At 44.2% G+C, this 23,279-nt stretch carries 19 protein-coding genes; 11 read left to right on the top strand and 8 right to left on the bottom strand.

Annotation, left to right across the window (positions count from 1 at the left end):
- The first annotated feature begins 25 nt into the window (after positions 1-25).
- Genes FKQ60_RS08885 through FKQ60_RS08870 form a run of 4 tightly spaced genes read left to right on the top strand, consistent with a single transcriptional unit; the run spans position 26 to position 4,673 of the window.
- Positions 26-658 carry a YceH family protein gene (locus FKQ60_RS08885; RefSeq protein WP_170906320.1) on the top strand — a complete coding sequence of 211 codons (633 nt, stop codon included), beginning with the start codon at positions 26-28 and terminating at the stop codon, positions 656-658.
- A 2-nt stretch (positions 659-660) separates the two neighbouring features.
- Complete coding sequence (locus FKQ60_RS08880) at positions 661-942, top strand: GIY-YIG nuclease family protein (protein WP_158137233.1); 282 nt, start codon at positions 661-663, stop codon at positions 940-942.
- Between the two features lie 50 nt (positions 943-992).
- Positions 993-2,084, top strand: a complete 1,092-nt coding sequence (locus FKQ60_RS08875) for a substrate-binding domain-containing protein (protein WP_170906319.1) — start codon at positions 993-995, stop codon at positions 2,082-2,084.
- Positions 2,085-2,141: 57 nt separating this feature from the next.
- Positions 2,142-4,673, top strand: a complete 2,532-nt coding sequence (locus tag FKQ60_RS08870; protein WP_170906393.1) for a LuxQ periplasmic sensor domain-containing protein — start codon at positions 2,142-2,144, stop codon at positions 4,671-4,673.
- Positions 4,674-4,736: 63 nt separating this feature from the next.
- Here FKQ60_RS08870 and FKQ60_RS08865 read toward each other — a convergent pair whose 3' ends face one another.
- On the bottom strand, positions 4,737-5,261 hold the full coding sequence (locus FKQ60_RS08865; protein ID WP_040905104.1) for a hypothetical protein: 525 nt from the start codon (positions 5,259-5,261) through the stop codon (positions 4,737-4,739).
- Positions 5,262-5,450: 189 nt separating this feature from the next.
- Between FKQ60_RS08865 and modA the strand changes: the two genes are divergently transcribed.
- The 3 genes from modA to modC are packed head-to-tail and all read left to right on the top strand — an operon-like array spanning position 5,451 to position 8,024.
- Complete coding sequence (modA, locus tag FKQ60_RS08860) at positions 5,451-6,233, top strand: molybdate ABC transporter substrate-binding protein (RefSeq protein ID WP_158137236.1); 783 nt, start codon at positions 5,451-5,453, stop codon at positions 6,231-6,233.
- A complete protein-coding gene (modB, locus tag FKQ60_RS08855; protein WP_050782752.1) occupies positions 6,214-6,912 on the top strand; it encodes a molybdate ABC transporter permease subunit in 699 nt (232 codons plus the stop codon). Before modA ends, modB begins: the two co-directional genes overlap by 20 nt.
- Positions 6,912-8,024 (top strand): molybdenum ABC transporter ATP-binding protein ModC, encoded by a 1,113-nt coding sequence (gene modC, locus FKQ60_RS08850; protein WP_158137237.1) that lies wholly within the window; start codon positions 6,912-6,914, stop codon positions 8,022-8,024. Before modB ends, modC begins: the two co-directional genes overlap by 1 nt.
- Positions 8,025-8,084: 60 nt before the next feature.
- Here the strand turns inward: modC and FKQ60_RS08845 are convergent, their stop codons facing one another.
- From FKQ60_RS08845 to yccS, 3 genes are all read right to left on the bottom strand, one after another.
- Positions 8,085-9,344, bottom strand: a complete 1,260-nt coding sequence (locus tag FKQ60_RS08845; RefSeq protein ID WP_170906318.1) for a hydroxymethylglutaryl-CoA reductase — start codon at positions 9,342-9,344, stop codon at positions 8,085-8,087.
- A 133-nt stretch (positions 9,345-9,477) separates the two neighbouring features.
- Positions 9,478-9,771, bottom strand: a complete 294-nt coding sequence (locus FKQ60_RS08840) for a hypothetical protein (protein WP_004396670.1) — start codon at positions 9,769-9,771, stop codon at positions 9,478-9,480.
- 92 nt (positions 9,772-9,863) lie between these two features.
- Positions 9,864-12,017: a YccS family putative transporter gene (gene yccS / locus FKQ60_RS08835; protein ID WP_170906317.1), complete on the bottom strand. Its 2,154-nt coding sequence runs from the start codon at positions 12,015-12,017 to the stop codon at positions 9,864-9,866.
- A 184-nt stretch (positions 12,018-12,201) separates the two neighbouring features.
- Here yccS and helD point away from each other — a divergent pair, with 184 nt between their 5' ends.
- Both helD and pncA read left to right on the top strand, forming a co-directional pair.
- Positions 12,202-14,265 carry a DNA helicase IV gene (gene helD / locus FKQ60_RS08830; RefSeq protein ID WP_158145356.1) on the top strand — a complete coding sequence of 688 codons (2,064 nt, stop codon included), beginning with the start codon at positions 12,202-12,204 and terminating at the stop codon, positions 14,263-14,265.
- Positions 14,266-14,278: 13 nt separating this feature from the next.
- Complete coding sequence (gene pncA, locus FKQ60_RS08825; protein ID WP_004396667.1) at positions 14,279-14,896, top strand: bifunctional nicotinamidase/pyrazinamidase; 618 nt, start codon at positions 14,279-14,281, stop codon at positions 14,894-14,896.
- Between the two features lie 109 nt (positions 14,897-15,005).
- Here pncA and FKQ60_RS08820 read toward each other — a convergent pair whose 3' ends face one another.
- The 4 genes from FKQ60_RS08820 to FKQ60_RS08805 all read right to left on the bottom strand — a co-directional run bounded on the left by FKQ60_RS08820 (position 15,006) and on the right by FKQ60_RS08805 (position 18,791).
- Positions 15,006-15,461: a methylglyoxal synthase gene (locus tag FKQ60_RS08820; RefSeq protein WP_004396666.1), complete on the bottom strand. Its 456-nt coding sequence runs from the start codon at positions 15,459-15,461 to the stop codon at positions 15,006-15,008.
- A 185-nt stretch (positions 15,462-15,646) separates the two neighbouring features.
- Complete coding sequence (locus tag FKQ60_RS08815; RefSeq protein ID WP_004396665.1) at positions 15,647-16,735, bottom strand: calcium:proton antiporter; 1,089 nt, start codon at positions 16,733-16,735, stop codon at positions 15,647-15,649.
- A 300-nt stretch (positions 16,736-17,035) separates the two neighbouring features.
- Positions 17,036-17,443 carry a hypothetical protein gene (locus FKQ60_RS08810; RefSeq protein WP_170906316.1) on the bottom strand — a complete coding sequence of 136 codons (408 nt, stop codon included), beginning with the start codon at positions 17,441-17,443 and terminating at the stop codon, positions 17,036-17,038.
- 199 nt (positions 17,444-17,642) lie between these two features.
- The gene (locus FKQ60_RS08805; RefSeq protein WP_004396664.1) at positions 17,643-18,791 is read right to left on the bottom strand and encodes an iron-containing alcohol dehydrogenase; all 1,149 of its coding nucleotides are present in this window, start codon (positions 18,789-18,791) and stop codon (positions 17,643-17,645) included.
- 205 nt (positions 18,792-18,996) lie between these two features.
- Between FKQ60_RS08805 and FKQ60_RS08800 the strand changes: the two genes are divergently transcribed.
- A complete protein-coding gene (locus FKQ60_RS08800; RefSeq protein ID WP_154171199.1) occupies positions 18,997-19,905 on the top strand; it encodes an AraC family transcriptional regulator in 909 nt (302 codons plus the stop codon).
- Between the two features lie 300 nt (positions 19,906-20,205).
- Positions 20,206-23,082 (top strand): glycosyl hydrolase family 18 protein, encoded by a 2,877-nt coding sequence (locus FKQ60_RS08795; RefSeq protein ID WP_170906315.1) that lies wholly within the window; start codon positions 20,206-20,208, stop codon positions 23,080-23,082.
- Positions 23,083-23,279: the final 197 nt, after the last annotated feature.

Genomic DNA, 23,279 nt, shown 5'->3' with positions numbered 1-23,279 from the left:
AGATTCTAACTAGAAGGAAATTAACATGCATAGCGAACTGTCTGCTTTAGAAGCACGAGTCATTGGTTGTCTGATCGAAAAAGAGATCACGACGCCAGAATATTATCCGTTAACACTGAACAGTTTGGTGACCGCTTGTAATCAAAAAAGTAATCGCGATCCCGTGTTGAATTTGTCTGAGGCACAGGTGCAAGATACGGTTGAAGCGCTGATTGCCCGTCGCCTTGTCAGTGATGAAAGTAGTTTTAATCGTCGTACACCTAAATATCAGCATCGTTTTTGTAATACAGAGTTTGGCGATTTAAAACTCAATAGCCAAGAATTAGCGGTTATCTGTTGTTTGCTGTTGCGTGGTCCACAAACACCGGGGGAATTACGCACTCGTACCAACCGTTTGTGCCATTTTAATGATGTGAAAGAAACCGAAAGTATTTTAGAACAGTTACTAGAACGCGGTTTAGTGGTTAAGTTAGCTCGCGAACCCGGGAAACGAGAATCGCGTTATCACCATTTATTTTGTGGTGAAGTCGATACGCACAGTGTCGCTACGAGCACAGAGACGGAGTTACCATTATCACGTATTGATGAACTGGAGCAACAAGTGGCGATATTACGTCATGAAGTGGCTGAATTACGTGCGTTGATCGCCAATCATTAAGTATGTCAGCTCCCATTCAACACTCAGATTGGTGGGTCTATTTGATCCGAACATCGAAAAATGCACTATATTGTGGGATAACAACCGACATCAATCGACGTTTTATCCAGCATCAGCAGGGATGTGGCGCTAAAGCTTTGCGTGGTAAAGGCCCGCTCAGCTTAGTGTGGCAGCACCATGTTGGACCGAGTAAAAGCCAAGCTTTACAATTAGAACATCGGATCAAATGCCTGAGTAAAGCGCAAAAAGAGCGTTTAGTTATGGGGGGATTTGATCTTTCCTGATCGCTGAGTTGCAGATAACCGAAACCGAGCCATAAGGAATAACAAGTGGGATGAAAATAAGACTGCTGATCGTGTTACTGAGTTGGTTTCCTATGGCCGTGTTCGCTAATCCCTCACAACTGCTGAGTGATTACTGGTCCTATCAAGCGTTTTTAGAGGCACATCCCGAGCAACAGACATTAACCGATTTATTGGCGAAAAGTGTCCAGACTCGAGCCGAACCCCTACCTCTAGCTCAAACTCGCCCAGTCACGATTTCAGTCATCTATCCCGGTCAGCAAGTGTCGGACTATTGGTCTCGTAATATTAAAGCGTTTGAAGCTCGTATGCATGAGCTTGACATTACATATCAATTACACCAAGTTTTTACTCGACCTAGCTTAGATGCCCGTCAGCAAAGTATCTCCTTAATGGAAGCGATGCAAAATAAAACCGATTATCTGATTTTTACCTTAGATACCATGCGCCATCGAAAATTTATTGATCATCTACTGCATACTTCTGAGACAAAAGTTATTTTACAAAATATCACCACGCCCATTCGTGATTGGCAAGGTCGTCAGCCTTTATTGTATGTTGGGTTTGACCATGAAATTGGCGCTCAGCATTTGGCTGAGTTTTACCAACGCAAGCTGCCACAAGGCGCAGATTATGGGGTGTTATATTTTTCAGAAGGGTACATCAGTGAAGCGCGTGGAGACAGTTTTATCCATAATGTCAAACACCGTTTTCATTTAGCCTCTTCTTACTACACCACCGCCACGATGGAGAGCGGCTATCAAGCGACGCTCGATATCGTTAGTAATAATCCTCAAATTACCTTTCTCTATGCTTGTTCGACCGATATTGCGCTTGGAGCAGCACAAGCCTTGCGAGAACTTGAACGTGAAGATATCTATCTCAATGGCTGGGGGGGAGGTTCGGCAGAGCTTGAGGCATTGCAAGATGGCCGATTAGCGGTCACCGTCATGCGTATGAATGACGATACTGGCATTGCGATGGCAGAAGCCATCAAACGAGATCTGGCTGGTTTGCCAGTGCCACTGGTTTACTCTGGTGAATTTGAACTGGTGACTCAAAATACCACCACTGAACACATTGAACGACTCAAACAACGTGCGTTTCGATATTCTGATCGCTAATCATGACGGGAGATAATTGCAGTGCCAAGACCCATCGTGGCTGATAAAAAAAGGCATATGGCCACCCTGATTAGCCGAGCCATCGTGATGGCATTGAGCGTGTTAACGCTCGGTATTTTATTTCATACTTATCAAGTTAGTAGCCGATTAATTACGCAAGAAGTGATACGGACCACCAATCAAACGGCGAATTTGATCCAGAATATATTTAATTCTCGTCTGACTATTTTAAAAATTCATCAAGACAGCAGTGCGAAAAATGCCACTTTAGTTCATGCCTTACATGGCCACTTAACTAATGAGCTTGAACAGTATTTTCTCAGTGTTGATCGCAGTGATATCAGCCATATGGCGGACTTTCGGTTTATCGCTAATGTTACTCAGCCGATCTGGGATGATGGTAATGCCCAGTTTTATGGTTTAACTGACAACACGTTTATCCATATCATTGAACAAGTCGCGTTTAGCCATGATTGGCACTTAATCACTACGCGATCTTTAATTGGCGATGTGTATCTTTTGGTTCGCCGTACGCCGATTATTGATACCGTGAGTGGTGAATCCCTAGGTTTTTTATACATCAGTGTGGTGCTGAACAATAATGTTACCTTAGTGGAGAACTTACGTGAGCGCAGTGACTCACAGCAACTGGTACTTGCTGCGGGAGGTGATGTTTTAGCCTCGACATTGATAGGGGCAGAAGCTTATCAAGTGGATGAGGTGGTCAAAGAAGGCGAAGAAGGTTACGACATCCATGGCAAGTATGTGGTTAGTCGCACGCCATTAACTTTAGCCGGAGCGCCAACCGTTCTCACGGTATACGCTGTGCAGAGTAACCAAAATGCGCTCGCTCTACGTAATAATTACTTATTTTGGATGTTTGCTGTCGTTGCGGCGATCGCTTTCGTTTTCATTATTGTTCGTTGGTGGCTACAACGTAAAATTGAAAACGAAATGACGCGCTTAATGTCTTATACCCATCAAGTGGTTGAGCTACGTGAAGGTGCCTATTTCCCTGGTTCTCAAATTGTTGAGTTTGATCACTTTGGGCGCACGTTAGAAAGCACCTTTCATCAACTGGCCGAACAAGAAAAACAGTTTGAGGATCTCTTTAATTTTTCGTTATCGCCGACGCTATTGTGGACGGCCCAGGGCGGTTTGATTCGTATGAATCCGTCGGCTGAGGCTTATTTCTTGAGTCATTATTCTCAACAGCATTCTCTTTTTGCCCGCGTTAAGCCTCAGTTGATTATCGCGGTTCAGCAAGCGGCACAAGGTAATATTGTCAAAGCGCTCAAAACAGAGTTCGATGGTAAAACCATTCTATGGGAATTATCACCGATCATATTGGATGAGCGGATTGTTTCGATCATTACTCAAGGACAAGATATCACGTCGATGGTGGAAGCGGAGCAGCAAAGTCGCCTTGCTCGTGAACAAGCGGAAGAGTCCGCTCGATTACGGGCTGATTTTCTTGCCAAAATGAGCCATGAATTACGGACGCCGTTAAACGGTATTTTAGGCGCTTCTCAATTATTAAAACAAAATTCGCTGACTCAGGAGCAGCAAGAGTTAGTCAATGTATTGTGCAGCAGCGGTGAGCATCTGCTCGCTGTTTTGAATGATATCCTTGATTTTTCAAAAATTGAGCAGGGAAAATTTCTGATCCAAAATAGTGATTTCCCAGTCGTAGCTATGGTTTCAGCGATTCGGCGTATCTATAACCCTTTATGCAAAGAGAAGGGACTTGAGTTGATGATTGAGTGCGCGATTGAACCGGAAATTCGCTTACACAGCGATCAAATACGCTTAAATCAGATTTTATTCAATTTACTCAGTAATGCCGTTAAGTTTACTCATCAGGGGTCGATTTGCATTAAATTAGCGCTTATTCAACAAGACGGCATCGATAAGTTAATGATTAGCATAGAAGATACGGGGATCGGGATTGCGGCGACGGATTTACAGCGTATTTTTGACCCTTTTGTACAAGCAGAATCGACCACGACTCGGGAATACGGAGGCAGTGGTTTAGGCTTATCGATAGTCAGCAGTTTAGTTGAATTATTGCATGGTAAGATCACGGTAAAATCAGAGGTTGGTTATGGTACGCGCTTTGATTTGCTGTTTCCTATTCGTATTGTCGTGAATGAGGAATTGAGCGACGCCGAACAGACTAATACGGATCGCTATCAATTATTTACTCAGCCTATACGCGCATTATTGGTAGAGGATAACCGTACGAATGCTTTTATTTTACAAGCATTTTGTCAGAAATATTCAATACAGGTCGATTGGGTGAGTGATGGTTTACAAGCCATTGAGCGGGTAAAGGAACAAGATTACGATCTGATTTTTATGGACAATCAGTTACCGTATTTGGGGGGCATTGATACCGCACGAATCATTCGGCATGAGATGAAACTGTCGTTACCGATCTATGCCTGTACGGCCGATGGCTTGCTAGAGACACAACAAGCCTTCATTGAGGCCGGAGCGGAATACGTATTAGTGAAGCCGCTCAAAGAAGAGATGTTTTATCAAGCGCTGTGCTTTTTTAAACAACAACGTGCTAATTCAGAGCGCTGATAGTTTTGGAATGATCAGCGCTCAAGTCGATCTTATGCAGGGGAGATTTGTTGTGCTAACCCATTAAAAATGGAAGCGAACCCCCATACCAATTTGCGGTCCCCAAATACCAGCATTGCGGACTTCAGCCGTTAATGCCATTTGTTGGGTTGAGTGGAAGCGGATGCCCGCGATAAATATCGAGTTATCTTCATTACGGCCAATACGCAGATGCCCTTCTAAGGTTTCAGTTAACCAAACACGGGTACCGACGTTGAGCTCGATCATCATATCGTTTTTATTGCCTTCTTCACGACTGCCTCGTGTGCTGTGGACGAGCATTTGTCCATAGATATCGGCAAAAGGATTAATTGGACCATTGAACCCCATTCCGACGGCGGCATCCCAATCGCCCTCAAAACGCGAATCGACTCGGCCAATGAGGTGCGAATTTTCGGTAAAATAGGTATTAAACTCTCCCCCGAATGACTCGGGGTTTAATGCCGTTCTGATTTCAAAAAAGTTGTAGTTAAAATTGTTGGCGAAAGCAGCATGAGAGGTCAGTGTTGCCAACAATAAAAGAAGGCTGCTAGAGAGTCTTGTGAGCATGAAATATTCATCCTAAGAAGAAGAAAGCGTAAAGATACAATAATCGTATGCGAATTACAGGCCATTTCAGTAAATTAATCAATCTTCTATTCAGACTTTGCTGGTAAAATAGGCGCAAAATGAGCGGTTAACCAAAGTTCGAACTTTGCTTAACCCGTTTTGGTCGCCATTTAGGGAAGCGATATCACTATGTTCAAAGGTTTAAAATGTGCGTTTTCATTATTGCTATTGTCATTCAGTCCATCATTGTTTGCTCAAGAGACGCTTCATTTGTATGCCGCTTCATCGATGACCAACGCCGTCAACGAATTGATTAAGCACTATCAGGCGAGCCATACCACAAGGGTCGTGCCGGTCTTTGGTGGATCTTCTTCTTTGGCCCGACAAATTGAGCGCGGTGCGCCTGCGGATCTGTTTTTGGCAGCGAGCGATGACTGGGCACGGTATCTGATCGATAAGCAAGATATCGGTCCTGAGCATGTAACTTTAATTGCAGGTAACCGTGTGGTGTTGATCCAGCCTGCTACGGCTTCCTCTGCACCATTTGATGTCGCTGACTCGCAGCAATGGCTACAGCGATTAGCTAAAAGTCGTTTGGCGGTTGGTAATACGGAGGCCGTACCTATTGGTATTTATGCTCAGCAGGTACTGGACGCACTGGATGTTTGGGATGACGTTCGACCTCATTTGGCTCCGACCAATAATGCCCGTTCAGCACTGGCTCTCGTGGAGCGTGGTGAGGTCGCATTAGGTATGGTTTATCAAACGGATGCTCAATCGACCGATAAAGTCACGACCTTAACCGTGTTTGATGACAGCTTACACGATACGATTCATTATCCTTTGCTAAGACTGAGTGATAAATCCAGTAATCAAACTTTTATTGATTACGTCACGTCACCGGTTGGAAAATCGATATTGGCTCGTTACGGTTTTACGACAGACATGGAGCATGAACAGTTTGCTCAGTGATTATGAATGGCTTGCTCTGCAACTCAGTCTGAAAGTCGCTACTTATACCATTATTTGGTTGTTACCGATTGGTATTATCCTTGCTTGGGTATTGGCGAGAAAAACTTTCATTGGTAAAGGTCTCCTCGACAGTCTTATTCACCTCCCGTTGGTACTACCCCCGATTGTGGTGGGCTATCTATTGTTAATTACTATGGGCAAACAAGGCGTCATTGGTCGCTGGTTAGAGACATGGCTCGGTGTGTCTTTTAGCTTTAGCTGGCGTGGAGCCGTACTCGCTTGTTTTGTGATTTCTTTACCTTTAATGGTCAGAGCGATTCGTTTGAGTATTGAAATGGTTGATCCTCGGCTTGAGCAAGCCGCGCGCACATTAGGGGCGTCGCCGCTGAAAGTTTTTTTTACTATCACCTTACCGCTGACTTTACCTGGGATTATTACCGGCACTATGCTCTCTTTTGCGCGCAGTCTCGGTGAGTTTGGTGCGACGATCAGTTTTGTCTCGAACATTCCGGGAGAAACACAAACCCTACCATTAGCGATGTTCAATTTTCTTGAGACTCCTGGCTCAGAAATGGAAGCGGCGCGTTTGTGTATTATTTCGATTGTGATTGCCTTGGTGTCGCTGTTTTTTTCTGAATGGTTGAATCGGCGTATGCGTCGTCGATTGGGGATGAAGTAATGACTGACATCCATCTAAAAGTGAAAAAGCAGCTTGGTTGTATGCAGATTGATGTCGATTTGCGCTTACCCAGCCGTGGTGTCAGTGCCATCTTTGGTCGTTCAGGTGCTGGAAAAACGACGTTAATTAACTTGTTTAGTGGGTTAGAACAACCAGATTCAGGTTATATAAAAACAGCGAATCGAGTGTTATTTGATTCTGAGCAAGGGATTAATATTCCTATTGAGGGGCGTCGAATTGGCTATGTTTTTCAAGAGGCGAGACTTTTTCCTCATTATCGGGTGCGTGGTAACCTGAATTATGGTGTATCGGTGGCTGACGATGACTATTTTACGTCGATAGTGAGTTTGTTAGGTTTAAATGCGTTATTGGAACGTTATCCGCATGATTTATCGGGGGGTGAAAAACAGCGAGTCGCGATGGGGCGGGCTTTATTATCCAAACCAGACTTATTGTTGATGGATGAGCCTCTGGCTTCGTTAGATTTACCTCGCAAGAGAGAAGTCATGCCTTTTTTAGAGCGCCTTGGTCAGCAGATCAACATTCCCATCTTGTATGTGACTCACAGCATGAGTGAGATTTTGCGTTTAGCGGATCACCTAGTGTTATTAGATCAAGGACGAGAACTGATATCGGGACCGATTGAGCAGGTATGGTCCTCCTCGTTGATGCGTCCATGGCAATCGTTTAGTGAACAAAGTACTTTGTTATTGGGCAAGGTTACTCATCATCGTCTCGATTATGGGCTGAGCTATGTCTCTTTGAGTCAGGATGTTGGTTTATGGGTACAGCAAATTGAAGATGCGGTAGAGGGGCAGAGAGTTCGTTTGCAAATCCGTGCTACTGATGTGTCAGTGACGCGACAGTTTCCTCAAGCGACCTCAATTCGCAATATTTTACCAGTCAGAATCACACGTATCGAGCATCTCCAGCAAGGAGAAGGACGCAAAAGTGTTGCTTTGCAATTAACGATCGGCGATGACTGTTGGCTATGGTCAACCATCACCGAATGGGCGTTACAAGAGCTAGGTTTACACGTTGGTATGCAGGTTTATGCCCAGATTAAAGGGGTGAGTGTTACCCAGCGAGATATTGTGGTAACTCATCCCTAGGTGACGCTGAGTTCAAGCTGCGTTAGGAAAGGGAAGGGTAACCTTCCCTTTATGGATGGATCAGCGCGCAAGTTTATGGTGGGCTCTTGAAAAATGCCCTGCGCTGAAAGCCCCAGCAATCGATAGCTCTCCTGCTAAACATAAACCTGCCACCACTTCGGCTAAGGCTCGTGCGTTACCGCTTCCCGTTAGCCCAAGTAGTGCTAAGCACGCTTTTTGGCTAGGCAGTGAGGTGCCACCACCGACGGTGCCGACCATCAAGTTCGGTAACGTAACACAAGCGTACAATCCGCCTTGTGAATTGAGCTCCATCCGCGTTATTCCCACGGCAGATTCCGCCACACAAGCCGGGTCTTGACCACAAGCAATAGAGAAAGCGGTGAGAGCATTTGCATAATGTGCATTGATGCCAACGCTACCGCTCAGTACTCCTCCAATCGTAGTCATTTCGGCAAATTTCACCATCGTTTCAGGAGTGGTATGCAGGTATTTTTTGATCAGTTCCGCGGAGAGATGCACTTCCGCGGTGACTTTTTTACCGCGTACATGACGTAAAACATGGCTATTGGCTTTTTTATCACCCGATAAATTGCCATCCAAAAAAGCATGTCGCGGCTTAATAGGAGAATGATGGACGATAAATTCAAAGACAGCGTTAGTGGCGATGGTCACCATATTTTGCCCGCAGGCATCGCCGGTTAGGTAATCAAACACCAGATAAACGTGGTTACCTTCCATGGTGACGTTAATATCATGCAGTTGACCGTGGGCGGTCGTTGCCTGAGCAAGCTGTTTAAAATGCTCATACTGTGTGGTTACCCAAGCGATAAATTGCCCGGCTTGCGCAAGATGATCAAAAGCAAAGACTGGAGTACGCGTAACGCCTTCATTTAATAGCATCACGCTGGCTCCGCCAGCGGCGGTGATCAATTTACATCCTCGATGATAAGAAGCGACCAAGGCTGCTTCAGTCGTCGCTAAAGGGATCAAAAAGTCGTCGTTCGCATGCAGTCCATTGACTCGTAGCGGACCGGCCATGCCAACAGGGACTTTTACGGTGCCGATAAAATATTCAATATTTTTACTGTAATGAGTGAGATCACGCTGAGTCTGGTCGTCCCATAATTGTGCCTGTGCTTCAGGTTGGTTAAGGGCTTGCCAACGTTTTTCTACATGGTGTGGGGTCATTTTTGAGCTTGCGATCAGCGTCTTGCTCGCTGGCTCAAAATGCGGTGCTAAGGCATCTTGTAATGAATCAGCAGATGAAAGCGCAGAGAAAGCGTGACTTTCTCCGCACGATGGCAGAGTAAATTTGGGCATAGAGATCACAATTAAAATTTTTCGAGCATTGTACTGAGCGAATCAGCAAACTCAATAACTAGTCATCGGTGCTGACAATTTATGGTAGTCAATGGCATCAGTTGATGATGACTGATTATCGCTGAGCGAGGGATTATACACGAACATCCAGTAAGCTACCGATCATCTCTTGTTCACGTTGAATGACGCTTGCTCCAACACGATTGTATTGTTGAGCTTGGTTGAGATTCATTAATGCGTTAACCGTATCAGGCTTTTTGCTTGGGGGAGTGGGTTTCTCTTCAAGAGAATTGCGCTGCAAAGCAGGGTCTTGCGATGCGCGAGAAGTGTGGATTTGAGCCTGTTGAATTTCATGCGCCGCTTCGCCAGCCATTTTTGATGACTGCTGAAGAATAGGATAACCAGAAGAGACGGCAGAGACAGACATAATACTTCCTCGCTGTTTTTTTAAGCATACTCTGGTCCGTCTTGGAGTGCAACTTTATCCCATCGCGGGTGAGTCGTGGTTGCTATTCACTATCAATGCACTCGGACGGCAAATTTACTCGCCAGAGAATGCAGTTCTGGAAACATTCGATAAATAAGATATAGCTGCTGTAGCACCATACGTGCAGAGCTATCATCCTCTTCTCTCCATTCAGAAAGCCGTTTCTCCAAGCCAATATTGTCGATATCGCTGGTATCACACTGTTCACAATGGGTAAATAATTGCTGATACAACACTTCAAGATGTTGATGAATAACTCGATGGGCATCGAGCACTAATTGATGGATGTTTTCATCATCGATTCGAGTGCGGTGTGCGCCGAGCGCTGATATATAACTCAGTAATGCATGATTGAGGGTTAAAAAACGAAAGCTTTCATCGGTTGCCGATCGATACTTTCCCGGTTCTGCGAGCATATTACTGACCGCGGCAGCAAGCGCAGCATCGTGATTATGGGCATCACGTCGTGCAATCCGATAACTCAGACTGTCCTTTTTACCGATACGATATTGACCAATGATTTGCGCTAAATATTGTTTATTGGCTTGTACGGCTTCGGCCATGACCTTATGTAGCCGTTTTGACTGCCAGTCTGGAAAAATAAACACCACCGCGGCAACAGCAAGAGCACAGCCAATCAGAGTGTCAGCTAAACGTGGTAGTACCACTGCGTAACCAGCACCGAGCTGGTTGAAACAAAACAGCACTAATAAGGTAATAAATCCGGTCGCGTAACCGTAGTTATTGAGACGAAAAGCGAAAAACATCACGCCGGAAATCACAATAAATGCTAACTGGCTCTCTTGTGAGGGAAAAAGTGTTAGGAGAGGAACGCCAATCAATAACCCCGCGAGGGTGCCAATAATACGGGAAACCAGCTTTTGCCGTGTTGCCGCGTAGTTAGGCTGACAAACAAATAAGGTGGTTAATAATATCCAGTATCCACGGTCTAAATCCAATCCTTGTAAAATCCCATAGCCAGCGGTGAGAGCGATAGACATACGAACGGCATGACGAAACAGTAATGAGTCGCGATGAAAGTTGGCTTGAATTCGTTGCCACATGGCCTTTATAGAGTGTGCTTCCGTATCATGTAAGACATCATCTTCGGTCTTTTGCACATCGGGATTACTGACGTTACTGAGCTGTTTTTCAACCGTAGCAAGATTATTAAACAAATAGCTGAGCTGAGCTAATAATTGCTTCCACTCTAACTGTTGTTGCTCTTGTAAGTATGTCAAAGAGAGCTGTAATTCGTCTAAAGCGATGATCGAATCGCTACGGTGCTGATAGCGTTGGCCGAGCTGAATAGAGAGAGCGATATCGTGGCAGGCTTGCGCTTGAGCTTGCAACAGATGCTTAAAACGAAACAGTACATCACTACGTGCAAAAGACTCTGCGAGCTCTTGGTAGCGATAATGGGTCGAACTGGCTCTTTCATGGATATCTTGCGCCACAAAGTACAGACCAAGGAAACGGTCACTGGCACCATCCACATGCCCTCGTTTTGAGCGGGCAAGCAAGGTCGCTTTGCATTGGTTCAGCGCGTTAACGGTTGCTCCATTTAAATTGGCTTCATTAATTCGATGTGGCTGGGGGGCTAAATTGGAGACAGGATAAAATAACTCGGCTTTAGCCTCAAAATAGTGGCCGAGTTGAACAAATACGTTGGCTAAACTTTGTTGGACAGGTTGCATTGGCCAAAATGCGTGCCACAGCATTGACAGAAGGTAATACCATGCGCTGCCCGTCAGTAATAGTAACGGTTGGAACCAAAGGTTCGTACTTTGGTCGGCACCGAGCATGGCGTAAATGGCGATCAATAAAGAGCCGAAGGCAATACTGGCGTAACGAGTACCGATGGCACCCAGCATGATAAAAGTGAAGGTTGAAATAAAGAGTCCAATCGCAAATAGCCACGGTGTATCAAATAAAATTTCGATAGAGAAGGCGGCTATCGCAAAACAAATAAAGGTCAGGACGATCGATTTTAAGCGGCCAGTAAATTTATCGTCTTGCTCTGCTAAGGCTGCGGCAATGACCCCAAGGATTAGGGGGGTTATCCAAGTGTTAACTTGATAGTGCCAAGCGGGAATGACAACACCTAAGAGCGTGATCAGGATCAGTAGGCAGTAATTAATGGTTTTGTTTGCCCAATAAAGGCGAAGTAAATGAAGTCGCTGCACAGTGAGATTCGATGTCAAACCTTAAAACACACAGTTTAGCAGAACTTTACGCTAACATTCTGATCAAGAATAACAAAAGTATCATTCTGTCTTAGTGAGTTGTTGATTATTGACATTAATTTTTCATTGCTATTGATGATTGAGTTATGATGTAGGTCGATAAAATCGAGAGGAATCGCCGAAAATGCAGCTAAGTGCAACCCAAACTGCACAATTTTTTATTGCTAATGAATATCACCATGTTGGCTTAGAAAATCAGCGTTTGGTGCTTTCTTCGTTGCACAGTGAAGAGCGGATTCCTTTTACCGTCTGGAACGGACAAGTGAAGGTGCGACGCGGGATTTTGTGGGCGGAGTTACGATTTTTTGCTCATCCAGAGCAAGATACGCAACGCGTTTGGGTTGTACAAGGTTTGCCTTGGCCACAAGCTCGACAGTTTGCGCATCATATTGTCAACGTCTATCAACAATGGCTTGATCAGCAATGTCAGCAATTGAGATTACATTTACCTCAATGGCAGCAAAAACTGCACCATTTACAACATTTACCGGCTTTTTTACCGCATTCACCGCTAGAGGAATGGATCAATCACGTTTTTGCTGATCTAACCGCGATGAACATGAGTTTAGAAGAAGCCATCAAACATTTACCTCATGCGATGGAGCCATTAGTACCTTGGTTACTGACTCCCGATCAAGCCTTACAAGCCCGCAATCAAGCTTGGTTAGACATTGAGCGTCAAAATTGGACGGTTCTTTTTTCACAACTTGAATCCTCTCCGCTTAATGTATCTCAGCAGCAAGCGGTGTTGATCAATGATGATCATAACTTGGTGCTTGCTGGTGCGGGTTCAGGTAAAACCAGTGTGCTCACGGCTCGAGTGGCTTATTTGTTACAGAGCCACTTAGCGCAAGCGGATGAACTATTGTTGGTGGCTTTTGGCAAAGACGCCGCGAATGAAATGGATCAGCGTTTAAAAAGTAAGATTGGTCTTGCCGCCGATAAGATTCGTGTTAACACCTTTCATCAACTAGGGTTGTCGATCATTAACCAAGTGGAAAATCAATCCGTCGTGATTTCGCCGTTGGCATTGGATGATAAACTGAAAAAAGCATGGTGTACGGACTGGTTAAAGCGCCACTGGATGACACCTACCAACTTTAAGCGTTGGCAGAAACATTTGGCGCAGTGGCCGATTGCTTATCTAGTCGGTGATGATGAGCTAGGCAGCCACGTTGAAAACCCTAAATTGATCGCATGGTTGGAAAAGCAACTCGATCAACTCGCCCAATTGGGCACGACGAAAAAAGCGATTCAGCAACACATCATTGATCATGTTGATTATCCTCGCTTGAACAGTGAACTTGCTTTATGTTGGCCTTGCTACCAAGCATGGCAGCAAATGCTGAAAGATGAGCAGCAGATCGATTTTAATATCATGATCAGCCAAGCAACGGATTATGTACGCAAAGGCAAATTTTCTGTGCCTTGGAAATTCATCATGATTGATGAATATCAAGATATTTCACCTGCTCGTTTGGCGTTGATACAAGCGTTGTGTGAACAGGGGCCTAATCATCCTAATTTATTTGCGGTCGGGGATGATTGGCAGTCGATTTATCAATTTGCGGGGTCGGATGTTCACTTAACCACGGAATTTGCAGCGCGTTTTCCGCAATCGACCATTCATCATCTTGATACGACTTATCGTTTTAACGATCAAATCGGTTTGGTTGCCAATCAGTTTGTGCAGAAAAATCCTCATCAGTTACCCAAGACGCTAAATAGTTTTAAGTCGCAGAAGCAGCGAGCGGTTGTCCTGTGTGCCAGTAATCAAATTGAAAAAATACTCGATAAACTTAATCGTCAGGCTAAAGTGCCGAAACAGGTGTTGTTATTAGGTCGTAACCATTATCATCAACCAGAGCATCTGGCAGAATGGCAACGGCGATATGCCTCACTGCAAATTGAGTTTATGACCTGTCATGCGAGTAAAGGCAAAGAGGCCGATTTTGTTATTATCTTAGCGGTTAATGAAGGGCAGTTTCCCGCGCGAGTGAAAGCCCGTCATTTAGATAGCGCCTTGACCCAATCTAAAGTGGATTTTCCATTTGCAGAAGAGCGCCGTCTATTTTATGTCGCCATGACCCGAGCCAAAGAGAAAGTCTGGATAACTTACAGCGGTAATGGCTCTTGTTTTATCCAAGAGTTGCTCACCGAGGGATATCCAGTCAGTAAATCGATATGAATAAAGGAATAGTATGTATAAGGCTTTGATTTTAGTAGATGTGCAAAATGATTTTGCGTCCGATGGTGCTTTGCCTGTCCCTGAAGGGCAGAGTGTCGTCCCAGTGATTAACTTATTAATGCCTCATTTTGATCATGTGATTGCCACTAAAGATTGGCATCCTGCAGGGCATGCGAGCTTTGCTTCTACTCAAGGTAAAACACCCGGAGAAGTTATCATGCTCTCTGGCATTGAACAGATATTATGGCCGGATCATTGTGTACAAAATACCGCCGGATCGGAGTTTATCGCAGGCCTTAATCTCGATGCTATCGAACATATTATCTACAAAGGGACTCATCTTGATATCGATAGCTACAGTGGTTTTTTTGATAACCAACGTCGCCATGCAACAGGATTAGCCGAGTATTTACAGCAACATGCGATCAGCGATGTGTACATTGCCGGACTGGCTACAGATTACTGCGTGAAATTTACTGCGTTGGATGCTGTGTCATTAGGATTTAAAACTTGGGTCATTAAAGATGCTTGTCGAGGCGTTAATCTATCACAAGGTGATATTGATAACGCTTGGCAAGCGATGGAAGAGGCCGGTTGCAGAGTGATTTTATCGCAGCAGGCGATGGTCTGAGTCGGTATTGAGGCGTGATAACACGCCTCTTCTCTTACGGCCATCATTCATCGATCATACGAAAGTATTTAAAGATCCATCGTCGCTTATCGATATGGAGTGAGGTGCATTACGTTCTATCAGCAAGATAGGCCTGATAATCAGGGATTTCAATCTCGACTTCTTGCTCCATGAGTATGGAATTAAAAAGAAATTTTGCTGTGGCGCGGTTAGTGGCGACAGGAATATTCCACACACTCGCAATGCGCAATAAAGCTTTAACGTCTGGATCATGCGGTACAGAGTTAAGCGGATCCCAAAAGAAAATCAAGGCATCAATTTTCCCCTCGGCAATTTTAGCGCCTAATTGCTGATCGCCGCCCATTGGCCCGCTAATCATGCTGGTAATCGCTAATCCGGTTTCTTTATTGAGCATATGCCCAGTCGTGCCCGTTGCGTACAGTTCATGTTTTTCAAGCTTAGACTGGTTTTCAACCACCCAACGTAGTAGCTCACCTTTGTAGTTATCATGAGCGACTAAAGCGACGTGCTTTTTCGCCGCCATGATCCGCGTTGTTTTTTTCATTATGCTTCTTTCCTAATCGGTAGAGGGTCAGAGTTAAATAACCAAAACTATACGCTTATTCAATGACTTTACGATAAAAACTCGAACTGACGCTTACTATGTGTACTCTTTAACCGGTTTTATTCAGCTTTGATCTCAACTCCTCCAGCAATACGGCCGTAGGCCGATGATGGAGGAGGAAAGCGTTAGTCGAAAATCAGTACAATATAGATAAAGAACAAAAATAAGTGAGTGACTCCATTAAGGATATTTGTTTTTCCATGTCTGAAGCTAATACTTGCGACCATTAAACTTGCGATCAACAGAATCATTTGTGCGGGCTCTAAACCTAATATAATCGGTTCCCCAATCATATTAGAGATAACAATGACCGCTGGTACGGTAAGTGATATCGTTGCCAATATCGATCCAAAGAATAAATTCATGGCTCTTTGTAACTGATTATTCAAAGAAGCTTTGATCGCCCCCACACCTTCAGGAGCGAGTACTAACAATGCCACGACTAGCCCACCTAATGCAGCCGGTGCTCCTAAGTGTCCAATACTTGCATCAATAGGTATAGCAATACTCTTGGCAAGAAAAATAACCACAATCAAATAGCCAAATAATAATAAAAAGTGATAAGTATTGCTGCCTAGAATACTATGATGTTCATCGGTATGATCGTTATCTTCATCGATAAAGAAGTAACTATGGCTTTTTGTTTGAACATACAAAAATATGCCATAAAGAATAATAGAGATAACCACCAAAGCCGAAGCAAGGATGAAGGACATTTCACCAAACTCATTCTTACTGGTAAAATTGGGTAGTATTAAACATAAAATAGTTAAGGGAACAATAGCCACTAAATAAGAATTAATGCCTTGAATATTATATTTTTGTATATGATATTTATGGCCCCCAATCAGTAATGCTATACCGACTAAGCCGTTTAGTATCGACATGATGACAGCAAACATGGTGTCTCTAGCTAATACGGGGTTCGAGTCTCCAGTAAGCATCACCGATGAAATCATGATCACTTCTAAGGAAATCACTGATAGCGTTAATATCAAAGTTCCTAACGGGTCGCCAAGATTAATTGCTAATGCATCAGAGTGTTTTACAACACCAAAGATAGACAACATAACAATAATAAATAGAAAACCAGCGGCAGACCAATACAAAACGCTACTGCTAGAACCTAATAAAAGATCATTACCGATCGTTTTGAAAAACAGGACGGTCAATAATCCTATAAATAATACCCATTCATTACGGATGAATTTCATTGTACACTCCTCATGTAGGGTTATAAGTTGAGATGATATTATTGATAACAGGTATATGAGGTGCAGGCCAAGCAGTAAAACTACTCATAATAAAAATGAGTATTAATAAAGAAAGAATAAGTTTATGTTTAAGTTTCATCGTATATAGCTCGTTATTAGTTAAAAATATTTAAGTGGTTAGAAAGATAAACCATTGTCTTACTGATAGTTAGTTGATTAGGTATAGAAATACATACCGTCTATCAAAGAAGATCAGTTTTTAGCAATATGGTGTTTATGAAAGACTAAACCAGTCTTAAATTAGTAATGACGAGAATGGGTAAACTTGTATTGTAAGTTGTTATTGTTACAGCCATAAATACAGGTTGATGAACGGTGTGTATAATAAGACCAATCAATATTGTGGTTGAACAATGGGCGATAGCCAATCGATAGAATAGCAATAGGCAATAAGACAATTTCAGCGAGTAAGTAGTAGATAGGCATCAGCCCCAATGAGGCGTATTCATCTTCGCTATTTAATCGGTAATGGTTTAAATGGGGGATAGCGTGATGAGGTTGCACGGCTTCTTTATTGTCGTTGACGTTACTCGACGTCTGAGTGGCAGCGCTTGTATCATCTTGAACAACAGTAGGATGAGCGTTACTCAATGAAAGTGTCGGATGATTTTGTGAGTACACTGTCGCCTGAGCAAAAAACAAGCTCATCAACAATACTAATATCAGTATGTTAAGGCGATGAATGGTCACGATGGTCTACTATTCAGATGAAAAGCTGTGCAAATAGTAGAAGAGATTCAATTTACCGTCAATAAAAAATGATGGCGGTCACAAATTTAAAAATCTTATTATTTAGGCTTAAAAATAAGGTGGGGAAAGAGCAGCACCGCAGTGCTGCTCAAATTGATTAAATAAAGGCTTGCGTAAGAATATCGCGCGATTGCTCAAGGGTGATCGCTTGATGTTCACCCAAAGCCACCATTCCATGCGCTTCCAGTTGTTCAATCACCTTATCGACAGCTTGCTCTGCGGTCATATCGGGCGCAGAGAATTGAGTATCGACATTCAACTGATGATAAAACGCTTCAATCGCATCAATAGTCCGTAAGGCTAAATCTTCACTCGGCGCTAAGTTAAATACGCGTTGCCCCATTTGTTCCAGCTTAGCTTTCTTCGCCGCTAATTGGTTGCGCAATAGTGCTGGTTGGACAATGGCCAGTGAGCGAGCATGATCAACCTGCCATAATGCAGTCAGTTCATGGCCAATCATGTGTGTCGCCCAATCTTGGGGAACACCACTGCCAATTAATCCATTCAGTGCTTGGTTTGCCGTCCACATCAAATTCGCACGCCAAGCGTCGTTATCTCTTTGCGCAAAATCTTTGCCTAACACCAAGAGATTTTTCAATAGGGCTTCAGCGTAGCCATCTTGGACCATCGCTTGGGTTGGATAGGTGAGATACTGTTCGCAAATATGCACCCAAGCATCGACTAAACCATTAACGAGTTGACGCTCCGGTAGTGTTTTCATGACGTCGGGGTCCATCACGGCAAATTTAGGTTGCACGTATGGTGATAAGAACGAGAGTTTATCTTGAGTTGCTGCTTTGGTGATCACCGCACCAGAATTTGATTCAGAGCCAGTGGCTGGCAAGGTGAGAATCGCACCAATTGGTGTTGCATCGGTGACATGATGTTTACCTAACATGATATCCCAACCATCGCCTGAGTATTTAGCGGCGGCTGCGACGTATTTTGAACCGTCAATCACTGAACCACCACCAACGGCAAGAATAAAATCAATCGCTTGCTGTTTAACGATAGCAACGGCTTTATCAAGGGTTTCTTTGGTTGGGTTTGGCTCGACACCGGAAAATTCCAGCCAAGTATGTTCTTGCAGAGCATCGACCACTTGCTGATAAACGCCATTGTGTTTAATTGAGCCACCACCGTAGATGACCAGAACCTTATGCTGACGTGGAATCGCTTGGGTAATTGCCGCGATCTGCTGCTGACCGAAATAAATTTGAGTCGGATTGACATAGGTAAATTGCATTACTCGTACCTCTTATTAGGAATATGACCACCGTTTGGCCTTTATTAAAGACGCAGTATTCGCTGCTATGGGCTTCGTTTTTGGCGGAGTCAAGAGTTGGGTTGATACATTGCAAGATGCATAATAGTAGAATAATTGTGGTAGCAATAGAGTGATTCCTGTAAATTTATTGCCTATTTCTACAATAAACGATGGTGTGAACAGAATGGTCAATCAAACGGAAGAAAAGCCAGATCTGGCGCAATTGATGCAAAACTATGTTGATAAATATGCGCTACATCACCTTGAGGGCTGCACTGATACTGCGATCCCTGGAGTGTGGTTTTATCGCAGCAGTCAAGGTAACTCGCGTCAGCCGTTTATCTATCAGTCTGGGATTGTCATTTTGGGTCAAGGGCAGAAACGCATTCATTTAGGCGCTAACGCCGTTGATTACGGACCGAATGATTATCTGGTGGTCGGTGTGCCGATGCCACTTGAATGTGAAGCGGTAGCTAAACAGAATCAACCATTATTAGGGTTAACCATTGATATTGATCATTCACTATTGCTCAAGCAGGTTGCCGCCTTAGAGGAAAACGGTTTTAAACCGCCAGTTGATGCGAATAATCCTTGTGGCCTGAAATCGGTACAGATGAATCATACCATGCTTAATAGCTGTAAAAGGCTGATGAATGCTTTAATTGATGGATTAGAGGCGGAGTTATTAGGCGGATCTTTGCTTGAAGAGATGGCTTTTCGAGCTTTGACCAGCTCAGAGGGACACGTGCTGTTTGAACTGGCTCATCACGAAGGACACTATGCCCGAATAGCGAAAGCGTTGAGTAAAGTGCATCGTGATTATGCCACATCTTTAACAGTTAATACGTTAGCCGAAGAAGCGAACATGAGTGTCTCGGCTTTTCATCAAGCCTTTCGTGGCGTCACCATGGAATCACCCTTGCAGTATCTTAAAAAAGTCCGTTTAAATAAAGCCAAAGAGTTAATTCAAATCGAGGGTAAGCGGGTTAATGATGCTGCGCGGCTGGTTGGCTATAGCAGTCCTTCACAATTTAGCCGAGAGTATAAACGCCATTTTAATCACACTCCTCGAGGTGCTCTAGCGAAAATTTAATCATCGCCATTGTGAGCTTATTGTTTATCGATTTGCTACGCAGTATTGAATCGTCGTCATTGCCTATCATGCACCAACCTTGAAAGATAGCCTTTCTTCAATAAGTTAGCTCTTGATGCAAAATAAGTATGTAAACCTTGCTGGCTTTAAGCGGTCATTTGCGAGTGATTCTTAACTTTGACACTTTATTAGGTGCTAAATAAGTGGGCTGTTCTACAGTTATTTCACGAAAGATTTAAAGCATGCAGAGTAAGGACTGTTTGCTTTAATATTTGGAAACAATAACTTAAGGAAAAAGACATGCACTTAAAGCAAGTAAAAGTACCCAAAGGGGTATTTACACTCAGCACACTTTCTGTCTCCTGTTTACTGGCGTTAAACAGCTATGCCGCCGTGAACTGTGATGGATTGGAAGATTGGCAGTCTGGTGCGGTATACACTAGTGGTGCTCAAGTTCAACATGATCATGTGGCCTATCAAGCGAAATATTGGACACAAAATAATAACCCAGCCCAATTCTCCGGTGATTATGCGCCGTGGCAATTACTTGGTAGCTGTGATACTGGCAACGCTGGTGAAGATGGTGATACGGGTAGCGATGATAATCAGCCGCCAACGGTTGAAATAACGCTGTCAACTAACACGGCTGAGTTGGGTGATACGGTAAGAGTTTCTGCGGACGCCGACGATAGCGATGGTCAAGTGGCTAAGGTAGAATTTTTTATCTCCGGCCAACGCATTGCAACGATATCACAAGCGCCATATATTTTTGATTACGAAGTCACCCGTTCTGGAAATTTAGCCATCCAAGCTAAAGTGACGGATGATAAAGGTGCGCTATCCAGCTCTTCGATATTAACATTAACCGTCGCCCATGCGCCTATTGCCAATACGTGTCGTCCTGACGGTTTGTATCAAACTGAAGGCGTTAATGTTCCTTATTGTACTGTCTACGACGAGCAAGGACGTGAAATCATGGCGGGTGGCCAACCAAGGCGTGTGATTGGTTATTTCACCAGTTGGCGAGCGGGAGATGATCCTCAAACCTCCTATTTAGTGAAAGATATTCCTTGGCAAAACCTGACCCACATTAATTACGCGTTTGTCAGTATTGGCTCTGATGGCAAGGTCAACATCGGTAATGTTGATGACCCCAACAACCCTGCGGTTGGAAAAGAATGGGATGGGGTTGATATTGATCCGACACTGGGCTTTAAAGGTCACTTTGGCGCGTTAGCAACCTATAAAGAACGTTATGATGTCAAAACCTTGATCTCGATTGGCGGATGGGCGGAAACGGGTGGTCATTTTGCCGATAATGGTGAGCGAATCGCCGATGGTGGTTTCTACACTATGACGACCAATGCTGATGGTTCTATTAATCATCAGGCGATTTCTACTTTTGTTGATTCCGCAATAGAGATGATGCGTCAATACCGTTTTGATGGTTTAGACATTGATTATGAATACCCAACCTCGATGTCTGGTGCCGGTAATCCCGATGATAAAGCCTTCGCTGAATCACGTCGTCCTTATCTCATGCGCTCTTACCATGAGTTAATGCGGGTGCTGCGTGAGCGATTAGACATCGCTAGTGAGCAAGATGGTATTCACTATATGTTGACTATCGCCGCCCCTTCATCTGCCTACTTACTACGTGGTATGGAAACCATGGAAGTGGCGAAGTATCTCGATTATGTCAACATCATGACTTATGACTTACATGGTGCTTGGAATGATCATGTTGGACATAATGCGGCTCTTTACGACACGGGTAAAGACTCTGAACTTGCTCAATGGGGCGTTTATACGACAGCACAATATGGTGGCATCGGCTATCTGAACACCGATTGGGCTTTCCATTATTTCCGTGGCTCAATGCCAGCGGGACGGATTAATATTGGTGTGCCTTACTATACGCGAGGATGGCAAGGGGTGACGGGAGGTGAAAATGGCCTTTGGGGACGAGCACCGTTACCGAATCAAAATGAGTGTCCAGCGGGTACTGGAGAAGGAGAAAAGAATAACTGTGGCTACGGCGCTCTCGGCTTGGATAACATGTGGCATGATTTGGATGCCAATGGTAATGAAATGGGCGCAGGTTCTAACCCAATGTGGCATGCCAAAAACCTCGAAAAAGGCATTTGGGGATCCTATTTGGCCGCTTATGGATTGCATCCTGAAAGTACACCGTGGGTAGGCCAATACCAGCGTCATTTTGATAGTGTTGCGATTGCCCCTTGGTTATGGAACGCGGAAAAACGAGTCTTCCTTTCTACCGAAGATAAACAATCGATTGATATTAAAGCGGACTACGTTATTGATAAAGAAATCGGCGGTATTATGTTCTGGGAATTAGCCGGAGACTATAACTGCTACGTACTCGATGCCAATGGTCAGCGTGGACAAATTGATTGGACAGAGCAAGCTTGTGCTAGCGGTAATGGTGAGTACCACATGGGTAATACCATGACCAAAGCCATGTATGAAAAGTTCAAATCCGCTTCCCCTTATGGTAATCGATTGGCAACTGGCGCAATCCCTGACCAAGTGGTGGATATTCGAGTCACCATCGATGGCTTTAAAGTCGGCGATCAAAACTATCCGATTAACCCTCGTTTGACCTTTACTAACCATACTGGGGTTGACCTTCCTGGAGGAACGCAGTTCCAGTTTGATATCCCTGTTTCTACACCGGATAACGCGAAAGATCAATCTGGTGCTGGCTTAGCCGTTATTGCTTCAGGCCATACGCGAAGTAATAATATTGGAGGGTTCGATGGGACGATGCATCGTGTCGCCTTCTCATTACCAGCATGGAAAGCATTACCGGCGGGAGAGAGCTATGAACTGGATATGGTGTATTACTTACCGATTTCTGGGCCAGCGAACTACAGCGTTAACATTAATGGCAGAGAGTACGCTTTTAAGGCTGAGCAGCCAGACTTACCGTTGGCCGACCTTTCTGATGGTAATGGCGGTGGTAATGGTGAAGATCCGGGCAATGGCGGTGGCACCCCTGGAGACGTTGTGCAATGGCAACCCGGTGTTAGCCAAGTCGCTAATGGCACGACAGTGACGTATAACGGAAAGTGTTTTATTGCTAAAAATAACCCAGGACCTTGGGAATCACCGACTCAAACCAATTGGTTTTGGGATGAAGTGGCTTGCCCATAAGGATTAGCATGACTCCTTAACGGTAACAAGACCGCCGATACATGGCGGTCTTTTCTATGCTTAACGATTCAACCTGAGATCTGGTTAAGCCAGAACTAAGCAATTACTCTCTAACAGCTCAAACTCTTGAGCTGTTAGATCTAGACTGGGCTTTTTATCCCTCAAGCAGTACGCGATTAATCCGCCCAACAGATTCA

Source organism: Vibrio sp. A11, from assembly GCF_013048705.1.
Classification (GTDB): Bacteria; Pseudomonadota; Gammaproteobacteria; order Enterobacterales; family Vibrionaceae; genus Vibrio; species Vibrio metschnikovii.
Note: the sequence above shows the minus strand (reverse complement) of the source record. Positions and strands in the feature narration are given on the sequence as shown.

Excerpts from the sequence above, each read along its gene's own strand:
- FKQ60_RS08800 (WP_154171199.1), top strand. The coding sequence starts at position 18,997 with ATGGTCAATCAAACGGAAGAAAAGCCAGATCTGGCGCAATTGATGCAA.
- FKQ60_RS08885 (WP_170906320.1), top strand. The coding sequence starts at position 26 with ATGCATAGCGAACTGTCTGCTTTAGAAGCACGAGTCATTGGTTGTCTG.
- FKQ60_RS08815 (WP_004396665.1), bottom strand. The coding sequence starts at position 16,735 with ATGAAATTCATCCGTAATGAATGGGTATTATTTATAGGATTATTGACC.
- FKQ60_RS08820 (WP_004396666.1), bottom strand. The coding sequence starts at position 15,461 with ATGAAAAAAACAACGCGGATCATGGCGGCGAAAAAGCACGTCGCTTTA.
- FKQ60_RS08865 (WP_040905104.1), bottom strand. The coding sequence starts at position 5,261 with ATGCTCACAAGACTCTCTAGCAGCCTTCTTTTATTGTTGGCAACACTG.
- modC (WP_158137237.1), top strand. The coding sequence starts at position 6,912 with ATGACTGACATCCATCTAAAAGTGAAAAAGCAGCTTGGTTGTATGCAG.
- helD (WP_158145356.1), top strand. The coding sequence starts at position 12,202 with ATGCAGCTAAGTGCAACCCAAACTGCACAATTTTTTATTGCTAATGAA.
- pncA (WP_004396667.1), top strand. The coding sequence starts at position 14,279 with ATGTATAAGGCTTTGATTTTAGTAGATGTGCAAAATGATTTTGCGTCC.
- FKQ60_RS08880 (WP_158137233.1), top strand. The coding sequence starts at position 661 with ATGTCAGCTCCCATTCAACACTCAGATTGGTGGGTCTATTTGATCCGA.
- FKQ60_RS08875 (WP_170906319.1), top strand. The coding sequence starts at position 993 with ATGAAAATAAGACTGCTGATCGTGTTACTGAGTTGGTTTCCTATGGCC.
- FKQ60_RS08795 (WP_170906315.1), top strand. The coding sequence starts at position 20,206 with ATGCACTTAAAGCAAGTAAAAGTACCCAAAGGGGTATTTACACTCAGC.
- modB (WP_050782752.1), top strand. The coding sequence starts at position 6,214 with ATGAACAGTTTGCTCAGTGATTATGAATGGCTTGCTCTGCAACTCAGT.
- FKQ60_RS08845 (WP_170906318.1), bottom strand. The coding sequence starts at position 9,344 with ATGCCCAAATTTACTCTGCCATCGTGCGGAGAAAGTCACGCTTTCTCT.
- modA (WP_158137236.1), top strand. The coding sequence starts at position 5,451 with ATGTTCAAAGGTTTAAAATGTGCGTTTTCATTATTGCTATTGTCATTC.
- FKQ60_RS08810 (WP_170906316.1), bottom strand. The coding sequence starts at position 17,443 with ATGAGCTTGTTTTTTGCTCAGGCGACAGTGTACTCACAAAATCATCCG.
- FKQ60_RS08870 (WP_170906393.1), top strand. The coding sequence starts at position 2,142 with ATGGCCACCCTGATTAGCCGAGCCATCGTGATGGCATTGAGCGTGTTA.
- FKQ60_RS08805 (WP_004396664.1), bottom strand. The coding sequence starts at position 18,791 with ATGCAATTTACCTATGTCAATCCGACTCAAATTTATTTCGGTCAGCAG.
- FKQ60_RS08840 (WP_004396670.1), bottom strand. The coding sequence starts at position 9,771 with ATGTCTGTCTCTGCCGTCTCTTCTGGTTATCCTATTCTTCAGCAGTCA.